Raw genomic sequence first — 14,281 nt, 5'->3', positions numbered from 1 at the left:
TATATTCACTTTCCGACGATTCGATCGGTCTGTTCGACGATCTTTCTAAACAGAACGGCCATATCTTTCGGAAATTTAGGATTTGAATCATGGTAGCGGTATGATTTCATATTTTGATAAGAATTAAACAAGCCCCGTATCATCAAAAATTGATAATTAATATACATGAAAAACCGGATAGCCGTATTAATCACCCTCATGCTTGGAACAGCTATGGCTGCACTTGATAGTAGCATTGTCAACGTGTCGCTGCCTGTAATCCAGAAACAATTTGGAGCAAGTATTAATGGCATAGAATGGGTTATCCTGGGTTATATGATATCGTTTTGTCTATTTATTCCTTTAACCAACTGGTTGAAAAACAGAATCGGATATTATAATCTTTTTATTGCAAGCGTTATAATTTTCACTACCGGTTCATTGCTTTGTAGTTTATCCGGCAACTTATCTTTTTTAATTGCCGCCAGGATATTTCAGGCAATTGGAGGTGGGGCAATCACGCCAACATCATTGGCCATTCTAACCGATAGTTTTCCAAAAGAACAGCGGGGTTCTGCAATTGGCTGGTGGGGTATAGGAAATGTTATGGGGCCGGCAATTGGGCCAACGCTGGGTGGTGTACTTACCTATTACTTCGAATGGCCGTCGATATTCTACATTAATATTCCAATCGGAATTATTACTATAGTAATGAGCATACTTTTTTTAGGCTTTCTGAAAAAGCAACCCAAACTCAAGCCTTCATTTGACCTTGGCGGCTATGTATATTTCGGTATATTTATCATATTGTTACAGCTAAGCCTGACAATGATATCTGATCCCAATATACAACCCTGGCAATATGGAGTAGGCCTGGCTGTTTCGCTCGTATTTTTAGTATTTTTTATCCGTTCGTCCAAGAAAGATAATCCTCTGATTGACCTCACCGTTTTCAAGTCTGCAACATTCATAAACTGTTCAATAATTATCCTGATCCGCTCCCTTGCACTCTATGGCGGATTGTTTTTTCTTCCATTTCTTTTACAGGGGCTGATGGGCTATTCTGAGATTGAGACAGGCCTGTTGTTGTTACCTAACGCATTGATGATGCTATTATTGAGACCATATGCTGGTAAACTTGCTGACAGAGGTGTGATCAGAAATCCGTCGGTAGTAGGCATCGTAATGATCGCAATTTCGATGGCCGAATTTGCTTTTATGAATTCAGAAAGCCACATTTGGTTTATTATACTGGCAATGGCGATACGTGGATTCGGCATGAGTCTGCTGGTTTCACCTGTTTCAACATCACTGCTAAATGCTTATAAGTGCCGGCCAAACAGCTACAGCGACATCAATAAATAGTCTTTTACAGCAAGTTGGAGGTTCCGTGGGGATAGCCATTAGTGGTATACTGCATACCTATATCAGTAAGTACTATTTACAACTTGGCAGAACAACAGAAATTGCAGAGCATTTTGCATTGCAGGATGGGTTTCTTATTTCTGCGGTCATAATTGCATTTGCAATCATGCCAGCCTTAAAATTACCGAATAGAAATAAAATAGATAAGCTTGCCGCAGTTAAGCTAACCAGTTTAAGGTAATTTCTCTAATACTATACGAATTTATAACAATTTAATTCTCTGTAAAATCTATAAGAAGAGTTGATTGATTGCCAAAGTTTTCTCTCCTTATAGATTCCGGAGTACTTAGAACTCCGGACATCCCCTATCAATCCATTCTGCAAGTTCCATAATTTCCTCATCAGAGAACGGTGTTTGATCCCCGGCAGGCATTCTGCCAAACGCTCCGCTATTCGGGTTAAAAAGCGGCCCCTCTCCTTTTAACGCAAGAATAATATTACTGTTGACGGAATTACCTTTATCAAGAATCGGAATACCTTCATTGCTTACCGGATCCAAAACACCAGGAACGTTGCCGTTTGTAAATTCATCATAGCTCATGGTCATCCAAAAAGCTTTATGGGGAGACTTCGGAGGCGGGACATCCTTTTTTTTGTTTTCTTCCATTATCCTTGTAATAAAAGTTTGAACGTCGTGGAAATTGTTGATGGCCATATATTAGATTTAGTGGTTGCTTAATTGTGTTTATTTAACTTCAAATGCTTTGATAAGACCCTGATATGCGTATGCTGCCTGAGCTTCACCGGCAAGCAAAAAAATCTCTTTGAGACTTACCTTATCACCAAGTTTTTTATCTGCCAGCGTTCTGGCTACCGATATTGCTTTGGCCATACCCCGGGGCAAAGCTGTTGATACTTCAAGACCAGGTTGCATTAAAATACCTGCATCTTTAAGGCTGGGGGCAAAACAGAATGATTCAACGCCAAGTTTCAGGGCTTCGAGCGCTGCGTAATACCCAACCTGCTCAAGAAGTTCAAATGATAGCGCAGAAGGATTGCCCAAACCGAAAAGCAGCAATTTTTCAGCGGGAATCTGTGCCTGTTTAGGAGTAATTAATAATGTTTCCAAAAAGTTTCCTTTAAATATCCCAGCCTTCCGGAGGTTATCTATTTCACCGTTAAAATGCTGATTTACCGCAGCGGTACCGCCCTGATAATTTTGATTTTCACTGAAATCAAAAAAGCACACCATTTGTAGTGGAGTTATGGTTTGAGAGGGGCTTTCAACAAGAATATTATATTTAATATTCTCGTTAACCAAGGGATTCAGTCCGGTTTCAGTTATTTGTTTTTTCATCATATGCGAAATTTATTTAAGTATTTGATAGCGACATAAATAGGTAAATCATTACAAATCACGCGGGTCTGCTCCGGGAGGGAATATAGTTACGTGTGGGTTACTGTCCGGCCCCATGGTAGCCTGAAATCTTCGGTTTCCATCTACATCGGTTAACACGAAACCAGAGGCGGCATTGCTTTTCAAAAAAATATAGCTTTCCTGTTTTCCTTCTCCAGCCAAATGAATATGCATGCCCTTCTCATCAAGACTTAGCTGTATTTTCTCTTTTGCAGAAGAATCAAAAAATGTTAATGATGAAAGTCCGGTATCTTCGACCGAAAGCTTAACGACTTCTTTTTCTCCGCCATCCATCAAGCTAAAAAACGTTCCTTTTTCTGTTCCGGAAAGTAATGCACGTAGTTGACCGTTTTGATCCTCTAGCCGGAACTCATTTGCAATTATTATTTTCTTTTTATCTTTCATTCTGATAGTAGTTTTACATGATTAAAACCCGTGGATAAGATACAATACGTGCGCAATGGCCAAGCCGGCCCAGCAGCAAGCCCATGCCCAGTGTAAAACCAGGGATCGTGGAGGAACTTAAAAAGCGACAGCCAATGAGGTGATGATCACCAGTCCGAAAGCGCAGCAAGCTAATTGGCCTTTGCCAGCGCCGAAAATCGTTACTTAAGGTATACCAGGTAGCCTCGTAAAGCAAAGCTGATAGAAAAATCTGGAAGATCACTTCAGGATTAATCGACAAAGCAGGAATACCCGGATTATAGCCTATTCCCAAACCGGCCAGCACTAAAAATATGGAACAGGAAATTTTCACCTTCTGCGCCAGTATGATTAACAGCACAGCTTCTGAAAGTAAAATAAGAAACTGAAGAAGAGTGTAATGCATCGCTTTCTCTCTTACAAAGAATAAGCCACGAACGTAATCAACAAATAACCAAACACTTAAGCTTTACAGCATTGTTGTTTCAATAAAAAAATTAACGATATAACATGATTTTACCTGGAATTTGCGATGCACGGATCAATCCTGCTATCGCGAATAACGGGCGAAGATTGCTTTGTCTTTCCTCCACGCAATGATTCCTCGCTACCGGCCATTTGAACCAGATTGGTCTTTAAATAAAACATAGGTTGGGTATCCACCACAACCTATGTTTTCACCAAACTAAAATCAGCATATAAAAAGATCAAATCTTATTACAACTGAAATTATGACCGGTCCTCACCGGATATCTTATACATCTGGGATTTGTATTGAAGTCTGACTTAACAAAACTTCTGAAGAGATTTTTAAATGATATTATACACCTTATCTGCTGCTACCTTTAGTCTCATAGTTTAATTTCGGAAAATCCTTCTGGGCCTGTTTAAACTGAATATCATATTCTGCCGGCCAACCAAAAGCTTTTTCTGCAACATCCTGCAGGTTTACACCAGATGCACCACTCCAGAAATGAATAAATTCTCCAAAATTCAGATCTCTTTTGTAACGTCCGCTTTTACTTTTTGGAAAGTTTAAAGCCAGGAGTTCAAAATACCTGTTGAGTACCTTTCCTTCACCATACTTACTGTAAATAGGGAAAAACCAGTTTTTAAACCACTGCGTTCCCTGTCTTGGAAAGTCGTCATACTGAGTCTGCATTTGCGTAAATACTTTATTGGCCTCATCGGCCATTCCTATGTTTTTGAGCACATCATAATTGAAAATCTCCATAAACTTACTATCTCCCCACAATACATCAGACGGCGAGCCTTTTGTACCATGACTGGCACTGGTTACGATATGTCCCATCTCGTGTATCGGCATGCCAATCTGTTCCCCGTTCGGATTGTCCCATTGCGCCAAACCACAATCAATCACGTTCCGGTAATCATGGCTCGCATCAAAAAAGGGTGATGGATGTCCTCCTCCATAATCCTTACCCATCGCGCGATGCAGAATCACATAGAGTTTTGGATCTGGTCCAAAATCTCCGTAATTGCGTTTAACATAGGCCCAGCAATCTGCCATTGCTGCGATAGGCCATTTGACATTGGCCGGCATGTTTTTATCATAAAAAACAGCTACATGAGCATTGCTTCCTATTAGTTTTAGTTCTTCCTTGTGCTCAAACCAGTGCTCCTTCCAGACAGAATCAGGAGTGGTTATCATTTTGTCAGACTGATTCTGAGCCTTGGATTTTGAAACCAGTCCCAATAAAAAAACCGGGACTAGTACATAAATGATTGCTTTGGTATTATTCATAATTTTATTATTCTCCATTATAGAGAAGAGAGCCTTATTTATTCCAGAAAGATACTTCACTAATATTGCTGTAATAGGCATCGCCACTGGCCACTTTTATTACCCGGATCCGGATGTATCGAATTGGAGGCAGACCATCAGGCAGGGCAACTTTAAATGGTGCCGATCCATCATCTGAGCGTTCTACCGTTTTAAGCAGCGTCCATCCTCTTCCTTTTGATTCTGCTGTCCACCCTGCTGAATTGCCTGGCGACTGCGTTTCCGCTCCCGTCAGATCTGCAATTCCCCAGATCTCAAATTTGGTAGGGTTATTATAACCATCGCGCCCAATGATTTCGAACTGTGTAAGATTAACTATCGCCTTACCCATGTCAAAAGTGAAGTGATGCGGAAGCGGTGTATTGTCATCACTATGGAAGATATCCGGATATGCAGTTGGTGTTTTATTGCCATTCCAAAGTTGCGATAAAGAGGTTTCACTCGAATAGGTCCCAACATCATTGGCTAGCTTTAGCGGACGGAACAGTGATTTATCTACCGGTATCATAATATTGCTCAAAGAATCGTAATCTACGGTATAAAAGGTATCAATAGCCGATTTTACCGGCACATAGGCCGACCTGAAATAAATCTTTGTTCCGGTTTTGTAGTCGGCAAGCCTGATCGAATTTTCATCAGGACTTAACGCACTTTTATGAATGGTACCATCTTTATAGGTATAGCGTATTTCTGTTGTAATATTGATGGTATCTGGTTTTTCAAAATTGAGTGTAATGCCGTCGTCATCCAGCTGATAAGGATTTGCTGAAACCAGAAACCTGTTGGTTAGACTCGATTTGTAGCTATCGCCATAAACCTTTATGTTGCTAATCTGAACTGGCACAGATTTATTCCCAGCCTTATCGTAAGAATAAATGGTAAAGGAATAATTATACTCTACCAGTTTGGGAATAATTACCGATACATCAGTAACGCTTCGGTCTGGTGCTTTCATTTCCAATGAATCTGCTGAATTGTTCCAGAATATGCGGTAATGGGTTACACTCGGGTCGGGACTCGCCTTCCAGTTCAGTTTTATCCTGTAATTGCCTGGCGCGGCGCCAGCTTCGCCGGCAAAGCCCGGATATATGTGTTCTTTTTCATTAAGATATTTTCTATAATCCAGCGCATCCTTGCTACAGCCGCAAAGAACCACAATGGCCATAAAAACCATTAAAATACTGTTGATATGTTTAGTTGTCATCTGCTTTAATTTTTAATTGGTATTTCCCCAAAAAGACAATTCCATCACGTGGGCAAAATCTGCATTTCCCCAGGTTGAATTAACGGCCAGCCTGATAAACCTCACTTTGGGAATATCAAGTGCAATGTTAAATTCGAAGCCAGCTTTTACTGCGGCAAGATCTACAGGAGTGGTTTGTCCGGGTGCATTACCAGATGGAGGCGGCGGACAGGTAAAATTCCCCAGGTTAATCCAATCGCCCACAACAGTTCCTTTTGCCGAAGTTACGGGTAACTCAATATTTGCCGGTGCAGCTTTGGCTGATCCCCAGAGTGTCCAGGTCTTGGGATTACCATGATTATAAGAATAATCATTGCCATAGGCTTCTCCTCTTTCCCACAATTTATAGCGACTGAGCTTGGCAAGTACGCCCATATCAAATGTGCAGAGCTGAAGAGGCTTACTATAACCGGCCTCTGTATGCCAGCCGGGATCGGAAGTATTGTTATCCCATAACCTCGAAGTATTCCATCCAAGGCCTGTTGCACCCAGTGGAGAATCTGATGGTAGCCGATATTCGCTGAACTGCGCTTTCGGTATCATCATCTCAAATATTGGACTAATTGATTTATATAAAGTATCGGATATATTTCCCCATCTATCGGTTACATATACGCCAAAATCTCTTTTTAGGGTATCAAATCCCCTTACACTAAAATTGATATTTTCCGCTTCGGTATAGAACTGTTCTACGGGAAGCATTTTTCCTGTCGTTTTATCATTGGAAATCACAATTACTCCAATAGGTTTCTTAGTCGGATTATTAGCGATTATATTTACTCCACCAAAATCGGCCTGAAGCTGAACTGTTGGATAAACGGACAGGTAAGATGGGGTTGCAGGGTGTACACGTATCTGTACAGGATCACTTTTCACATTCGCACGTGATACCGCATAAAGTGTAACATCGTAGTCGCCGCTTTTTTCAAAGCCCTCTACCTTGATTGTATCGCTATAATAAGAAGATTTACTCTGCCTTACGGTTCGCGAATTGATCCTGTATTCTGCCTGTACATACAAGAGATTCTGGGAATTAGGCAGCTTATAGGAAATTACTGCAGCTCCAGCCAGGTTTTCTACTTTTACGCCGGTGAGTACTCCGGGTTTTGTCATATCTGTAGATACAACCTCATTAAAACCTTCGCTTTCTTTACAGGAATAAAACGAGCAGGCCACAAGTAACAAGGCAATAAATTGCAATGCGAAAGGTCTGTTATATATTTTTGAACTAATTTTCATCATCTTCTATTTAATTACCAATAAGGATTTTGAACCAGGTTTGGGTTAACGATCAGGTCGTTGTATTTAAGTGGCCACAAATAGTCTTTCAGGCCAAATACAGGAATTACGAGATTACGCTGACGGTAATAACCTTCAGGTGTGGTATCCTGAATATTCCAGCCCTGAAGTGGTTTACTGAGTACATCCTGCATCACTTTCCAGCGCCTTAAGTCCCACCCTATTCTTCCTTCAAAACAAAGTTCAATGCGGCGTTCCTGCTGGATGATCGACCGGAGGCCATCTTTGCTTGAAGCTTTACCAGGGTTAGTTGAATAAGAAGACCAGGATTCTTTAACACCCTTTAAACCTGCACGTGAGCGCACTTTATCGATATAAGTATAAACATCTGCCGTAGGGCCGTTAACCTCGTTAAGCGTTTCTGCATACAGCAGATAAAGTCCTGCGAGTCTGATTAGCGGCATCCGGAAACCTGCCTGGGTAACTTCGGTACCAAAAACAGATTGGTAATTAACCAGTTTGCTTGGCCAGTAGCCCGATACGTTAACCCTGATATTATCTTTGGGGCCAGCCAGCGAAGTTCCGCCACGAGCCTGCACATAGAGCATGTTTTCCGGATCAGTTTGCCCGTTACCAAAAAAACAGCTACCATCAAAAGATAAATCGGCATAAAAGCGAGGTTCACGATCCATGTGCATTTTTATGGTCTGGTAACCGCTTTTTAAATAGTATTTATTTTCCGTACCTACCGCAGCAACAGCATAACGGCCTCTGTAATCGTAACCAGTATCTTCAGCCATTGGCACACCATTTTTCGAATAAAACAGTTCAGCCATACCTATAGGCACGGCAAAATTGCCCGGTGTGCCACCCATGTTCTGCACCATCGCATTGGTAAGCCTGGGCATAGCCATTGATTGTAGCCCAAATTCAGGATTCAGTGCCCAGATTACTTCGGGATTTTTTTCCCAGTTCTCGGTAATGCTCTGCCTGATGTCCATTACGGTTTTCAATGGCGCAGGTATATTTGGAAGATTGCCCGGAGAGGTAAAACGGTAAAGGGAAAGGTTGCTTTCTTCGCAGGATTTTACTGCAGCCTGGCAGGCCAGCATGGCTTTATTCCATTTTTCTGCACTGAAAGCTGTAGGAAAAAGGTTTACACCATCTTTATCCTTAAAACCAGTATAATCGGGATTGCCATTAAAAAAAGGGCTCGCCTGTGTAGTAAGCACCTCAGCTTTAACCGAAAGGGCAATATTCTGTGTAATTCGGCCTAAACTTCTTGCCGGATCCTGTATGGTGCGTGGAAGATCGGGCGTGGCCTCATCTAATAACGATACGATATAAGCAAATGCCTCGTCAATGGGCGCACGTTTTATCCTTACTTCATCCGTGCCGGCATCTATCGGCAGGTTCTGTTTAATCAAAGGAATGGGGCCATACATCCTTAACAGATAAAAATGGTAATAGGCCTTTAAAAACTTTACCTCTGCAATCCAGCGGTTGCGTTCAAATTGAGCCAGATCTTTCGGACGGTCGATATTCTCCAGAAAGATATTACATCTCCTGATTGCTTTAAAAATGGGCTGGCCAAGCTGTTCCCCATCCCAATAATTCAATGAGGGATTATCGGTAGACTGGACGCCCCTGATCAGGTGGAAACCTTGCTCCGCATCCCTGCTACCCAATGTTGCCTCGGTTAAGGTATTGGGGAAATAAATCTCTCCGGAAGTGGTGAAAGCAGCATCGCTATTGGATGGGCCCATGTTCTGCAGGGTAGAGTAACAGGTAAAAAGGTAGTTTTCGGCCTCATTTCTGTTTCTGAAAGCATAATCGATTGTGGCTACATTGTCTGGCGTTACATCCAGGTATTTCTTGCAGGAAAGGGTCATTCCCGAAATCACTGCAATGAGTATGAGAAGTTTTATGTTGAATTTCATTACATGCGTGCTTATAGGTTTACGTTGATTCCGATATTATATACCTTCTGGATCGGATAGCTGAAGCCATTTGAGGCCAGTTCCGGATCCCAATCTTTGAACCTGCTCCAGGTGAGCGGATTTAAAGCATTGAAATAGATCCTGCAATTAGACAGAAATGCCTTTTTTGATAACTTATCAGGGAAAGTATAACCGATTTCTATCGACTTAAGCCTGATAAAAGCACCATCACGCATCCACCAAGAACTGGTTTGGAGGTTATTGCTGATCTCGGAAGAGGTGGTTCCCAAACGTGGATATTTGGCATATAAATCCTGATTTTCTTCTGTCCAGTGGCTATCGGCAAAGGGTTGAAGCACCTGCCTGTTAGATAGAAATGGACTAACCTCTGATGGATCAATAAAGAAACTCGTGCGGCCTACACCTTGAAAGAAAAGCGAAAGGTCGATCTTCTTGAATCCCATCGAAAGGCCTGCACCATAAACAATTTCAGGTGTTGAAGGAAGGCCGATAAATACCTGATCGGCTTCAGTAATCTTGCCATCATTGTTTACATCGGTATATTTGATATCTCCTCCCTTAGGTGCGGAGGCTCCGGCGCCAAAAAGCTGCGAAGGAGAAGCTGCCGCTTCCTGATCATCAACAAAAAGTCGCTCGGCAATGTAGCCCCATCTTACGCCAATTTTCTGCCCGGAAAGTATCCTCCATGGCTCTTTATAAGCCGGCTGTTCATATTGTCCATATTTATTCTGCGAAAAGGTAAAGTTCATCCTGCCCGACATCCAAAATCCGCCTCTAAAGGTTTTGCTATAATCGGCAGAAAAATCAATACCTCTCGAGTCTGCAGTACCCAGGTTGGCACTTACGCCAGATTCTAAGCCCATGGTAGAAGGAATTGAAGCCCGCTCCATTAAAATATTGTAACGGTGCTGTTTGTAAACTTCTGCAATGATATTCAGGCTTTTGAAAAGACTAATTTCCAATCCAATATTCGTTTGTCTCGAGGTTTCCCATGTCACGGCATCGTTTGCATAATTGGTAATGCTTACCCCTGGTCTGATCACACCGTTGGCCTGACCAAAATAAGCAGGGTTACCACCATCCAGGTTTACGTTAGAAAGATAGAAGAAACGCTGTGCGCCAATGGCATCGTTACCTACAAGGCCATAGCTTGCGCGTAGTTTAAGCTTACTCACAGCTTGTTTTAACCCTCCATCCCAGAAAGCTTCATTGGAAATTACCCATGAACCGCCGATAGTTGGAAAGAAACCAAACCTGTTCTTTTCAGCAAAACGTTCCGATCCGTTATAACCAAAGTTAAATTCGGCAAAATAACGGCTATCGTACCCATAACCCAATCTACCTGACAGGCCAACATTGCGGTAAGGAAGCGAATATTGAAGGCTGGATAACTTGGTTGCCGGATCTATTGCATTGGCGTATAAACGTTGTTGCCTTGTTGCAATGAGTGTACCGCTAATGTTGTGTTTACTGCCGAGCTGCCTCGAGTAATCCAAAACCGCTTGCATGTACACAAATGTATTGATATCCTTAAACCCTGGCTCAAAGCTCAGGTACTCTGAGGCCTGGCCCGGTTGGTTATTGATCCAGTTGAGGCTATATTGATTGCTGATCCTATCATAGGAGGCTACATTGTAAAAAAAAGGTGAATATTTTCTGGTCAGGTCGAAATAAGAATACCGATTGGTGTTAAACATTCCTTTAAAAGACAGCCCCTTGGTCAGGAAATTAAGGTCCTGATTTAGTTCGAGCTGTGCGGACATCCTTGACCTCGAAAAAGACTTATAGCCCTTCATCATATCCGCATAAGGATTGGAATAACCAACTGTATTTCCGGTACCCTCTGTTGAGCTATTGCCAAAAAGAATATGCGTATCGATGCCTGATGATGGATCTGCAGGATAAAATGCCGGAAACAATACCGGGCTGGTATGAAGTGCCTTTTTATAAAGATCGGAAGAAAAGGAACCGTCATCAGTAATCGGTCCGTTATATTCATCAAAAGTTCCCGATAACCTCAGCACCACTTCTGTGGTAGGCGTAACATTAATGTTGACATTGGAACGGAGCTGGTAGTTTTCGAGTTTAACGTTATTGTTGAAGTTATTTACAGGGCTCACCTTCAATATTCCGTTATCCCGGTTATAAGAAGTGCCGATATAATATCTTGCAACTTTTCCGCCACCGCTCACACTTCCGTTCAGCCGCTGGTTATTGGTACTGGTTTTAAACAATTCATCAATCCAATTTACAGCAGGGTAAACATACTTATTGCTGCCCGGCGCACCACTTAAAGTCTGCTCACGGTTGTAAATATCGTTCTGGCTAAACCTTGGTACACCTAGTGGGTTCCGTGTAGTGATGGCTTCATTGTACATCTTCATAAAAGTGATGGGATCGGCAATTTCAAGGTTTTGCGTAGCCTGCGAAATGGAGTTTTCGAAACGTACATTTACTTTCGCATTACCTTCAACACCTTCTTTAGTGGTCACCAAAATTACACCGTTGGCTCCTCTGGCACCATACAAAGCCGTGCCACTGGCATCTTTTAAGATGGAGAAACTCGCAATATCATCAACCTGTAGCCGCGCCAGATCGGTTGGCGTAAGCTCTACGTTATCTACCAGGATCAATGGATCTTGTTTGTAACCGAATGTAGTTACCCCACGGATAAAAAAAGTAGAATTATCCAATCCGGGCTGGCCACTCCGCTGGTAGGCCACTACCCCGGCAATCTGTCCGGCTAATGCATTGGTTAAATTGCTGGATGGGATCTTTAGCCTGGCAGGTGTAATACTGGTAACGGATCCTACCATGGCTTCTCTCCGCTCCTTCTTTCCAAAGGCGGTAACCACTACATCCGAAAGATTGTTATCATCCGAATGCAGTACCAGGTCTACCTTTAGCTTTAATGGATCAGCGATAAAAGTAGTTTGCCTGAAACCTACAGATGAGACCACTATAGTTGATTTAGCCGTAGCATTCAGGGAAAATTTACCATCGCCATCAGTGATGGTACCCATGCCGCTCTGGCCTTTAACCTGCAGACTTACTCCCGGAATTCCCAGGCCAAGTGAATCTTTAACAGTACCGGTAATTTTAATTGTTGCGCCCTGTTGCGCATAAGTGGGACTGCCCAAAAGCAATAAACAGGCACTAAATACTGCGAACAGTACCCACAGGTTCCCCAGGTAAGGCAGATGCCCTACCTTAATAGTAAAATTTTGGTTCATAAAGTTTGGTTGGTTTTTATGTTTAGATTATTTCAAAAAATGTTTGTCGGTATTACCTGGAGTAGTCAATTCCCATTGGTATTTGCCAAACAAGCGCTTTAATAGATTAGCCGGGCCAAAAATGACCCAGCTAATACATTTTATTTTCTTTCGTTAAATACGCCCAGTTCAGCAATAGCAGGCGGACTGTCGAAATTGGTAACGTTTACCTTTATTTTTTCGCACCAGATGCGCTCGAACCTAAAAATACTCACCTTTTTCTCACCCTCATTTTTTGTAGCTAAATCATTCCACTTACCATTTGCATAGTACTGTAAACTGTAGGTAGCTTTTCTGTTATTACCCGCTGTAAGTACCACCATGTTACAGGGAACAGCTTTTTCGAAATTCAGTTCATACCATGGCGATTTTACGGTGTGATTGGATGACCAGCTCGAACCGAAATCATCATCATTGGCAAAATCCATAATGTTCATATCATCACTCCAGCTGCTGTTACTTTTTACGTGCTTGGCAATGTTGCTCGAAATAATTGGTGCAGCATATACCGGAATACGTGGAAGATCTGCAGTTTTTTTATAGATCTGGCCCATTTCCTCAAGCGCAGCTAACGCGTTATCATCGATCAGACCATTTTTGCCCGGGGCCACATTTAATATAAAATTGCAGTATGCGCCATTATAAGGAATGATGAACTTGTTCACCAGTTCAGGTACATTTTTTACAGGAGTGGTAGGGAAAGAGGTTTTCCAGAACCAGTTGGCCTGCAAGGGCAGGCAGGCAAGGGCCGGAAGTTTGTTGTTTTCTTTAGAAATAAACTGACCAGCACCTTGTTCGTATGATTTGATATCGGTATAAAATAGCGCCTGTGTAGGATATTTTGCTGCATTTAAATCCATTACCAAACAGTTTGGCTGTAATGATTTAATCAGGTAATAGATATCTTCAAAAGGTACCTGATCATAAGAAATCCTCGACCATGGCGCATCCCAACCATCAATAATCAGGGCGGTAATCTCGCCATAATTGGTGAGCAGTTCGGTAATCTGATCTTTGATCATTTTAACATTCGCTGGTGTAATCTGGTTCGGACGGATGCCATGATGGGTATCCAATATAGAATAGTACAACATTACCTTTAGTCCGTTTTTGCGGAAAGCATCAGCATATTCCTTTACCACATCACGTTTTAACGGCGTGTTCATCACATTGTAGGAAGTAGTTTTGGTATTCCAGATCGGGAAACCACTATGGTGTTTAGTGGTCAGGCAGCCATAGGTCATATTTGCCGACTTTGCAGCTTTTGCCCACTGGTTGGCATCAAGCTTTGGCGACTGGAACAATGAAAGATCTGCATCAGGATCAGACCAGTCCTGATCCATAAAAGTTGGCATCCCATAATGGATAAACATGCCCAGCCCAAGGTCAACAAAATCCTGTTGAAGTTCAGGTAACGGTTTATTGGCCGATTTTTGTTGGGCCATTGCCGGATAAACAGATATCGTTCCCGAAACGATAAGCAATAATGATAAAATCCTTTTAAAGGTCATTTCTCTTTTTTTGTTATGTGATTGGTGTTAGTTGTTTGAAGCATTACTGGATTACAGATGCTTATTA

12 protein-coding genes are annotated in these 14,281 nt (G+C 42.1%); 2 read left to right on the top strand and 10 right to left on the bottom strand.

Annotated elements, in window-relative coordinates; genetic code table 11:
* Positions 1-165 precede the first annotated feature (165 nt).
* Positions 166-1,344 carry a DHA2 family efflux MFS transporter permease subunit gene (locus KYH19_RS05400; protein ID WP_219077873.1) on the top strand — a complete coding sequence of 393 codons (1,179 nt, stop codon included), beginning with the start codon at positions 166-168 and terminating at the stop codon, positions 1,342-1,344.
* Complete coding sequence (locus KYH19_RS05395) at positions 1,298-1,585, top strand: hypothetical protein (RefSeq protein ID WP_219078997.1); 288 nt, start codon at positions 1,298-1,300, stop codon at positions 1,583-1,585. The genes KYH19_RS05400 and KYH19_RS05395 overlap by 47 nt, the downstream gene beginning before the upstream one ends.
* A 105-nt stretch (positions 1,586-1,690) precedes the next feature.
* On the opposite strand, the gene KYH19_RS05390 is transcribed toward KYH19_RS05395, so the two are convergent.
* The 10 genes from KYH19_RS05390 to KYH19_RS05345 form a co-directional block, all read right to left on the bottom strand.
* Positions 1,691-2,059: a hypothetical protein gene (locus tag KYH19_RS05390; protein WP_219077872.1), complete on the bottom strand. Its 369-nt coding sequence runs from the start codon at positions 2,057-2,059 to the stop codon at positions 1,691-1,693.
* A 30-nt stretch (positions 2,060-2,089) separates the two neighbouring features.
* Positions 2,090-2,701, bottom strand: a complete 612-nt coding sequence (locus tag KYH19_RS05385) for a M17 family peptidase N-terminal domain-containing protein (RefSeq protein WP_219077871.1) — start codon at positions 2,699-2,701, stop codon at positions 2,090-2,092.
* Positions 2,702-2,752: 51 nt separating this feature from the next.
* Positions 2,753-3,166: a hypothetical protein gene (locus KYH19_RS05380; RefSeq protein WP_219077870.1), complete on the bottom strand. Its 414-nt coding sequence runs from the start codon at positions 3,164-3,166 to the stop codon at positions 2,753-2,755.
* 13 nt (positions 3,167-3,179) lie between these two features.
* Positions 3,180-3,590, bottom strand: coding sequence for a hypothetical protein (locus KYH19_RS05375; protein WP_219077869.1), 411 nt, complete (start codon positions 3,588-3,590; stop codon positions 3,180-3,182).
* A 423-nt stretch (positions 3,591-4,013) separates the two neighbouring features.
* Positions 4,014-4,949 carry a hypothetical protein gene (locus tag KYH19_RS05370; RefSeq protein WP_219077868.1) on the bottom strand — a complete coding sequence of 312 codons (936 nt, stop codon included), beginning with the start codon at positions 4,947-4,949 and terminating at the stop codon, positions 4,014-4,016.
* A gap of 34 nt (positions 4,950-4,983) precedes the next feature.
* On the bottom strand, positions 4,984-6,192 hold the full coding sequence (locus tag KYH19_RS05365) for a DUF4998 domain-containing protein (protein WP_219077867.1): 1,209 nt from the start codon (positions 6,190-6,192) through the stop codon (positions 4,984-4,986).
* Between the two features lie 12 nt (positions 6,193-6,204).
* The gene (locus tag KYH19_RS05360; RefSeq protein ID WP_219077866.1) at positions 6,205-7,470 is read right to left on the bottom strand and encodes a DUF5000 domain-containing lipoprotein; all 1,266 of its coding nucleotides are present in this window, start codon (positions 7,468-7,470) and stop codon (positions 6,205-6,207) included.
* A 14-nt stretch (positions 7,471-7,484) separates the two neighbouring features.
* Positions 7,485-9,410 carry a RagB/SusD family nutrient uptake outer membrane protein gene (locus KYH19_RS05355; protein ID WP_132396419.1) on the bottom strand — a complete coding sequence of 642 codons (1,926 nt, stop codon included), beginning with the start codon at positions 9,408-9,410 and terminating at the stop codon, positions 7,485-7,487.
* 11 nt (positions 9,411-9,421) lie between these two features.
* Positions 9,422-12,664 (bottom strand): TonB-dependent receptor, encoded by a 3,243-nt coding sequence (locus KYH19_RS05350; protein ID WP_219077865.1) that lies wholly within the window; start codon positions 12,662-12,664, stop codon positions 9,422-9,424.
* A 140-nt stretch (positions 12,665-12,804) separates the two neighbouring features.
* Positions 12,805-14,214, bottom strand: coding sequence for an alpha-L-fucosidase (locus KYH19_RS05345; RefSeq protein ID WP_219077864.1), 1,410 nt, complete (start codon positions 14,212-14,214; stop codon positions 12,805-12,807).
* Positions 14,215-14,281 lie beyond the last annotated feature (67 nt).

The organism is Pedobacter sp. D749 (assembly GCF_019317285.1).
In the GTDB taxonomy this organism is placed as follows: Bacteria; Bacteroidota; Bacteroidia; order Sphingobacteriales; family Sphingobacteriaceae; genus Pedobacter.
Note: the sequence above shows the minus strand (reverse complement) of the source record. Positions and strands in the feature narration are given on the sequence as shown.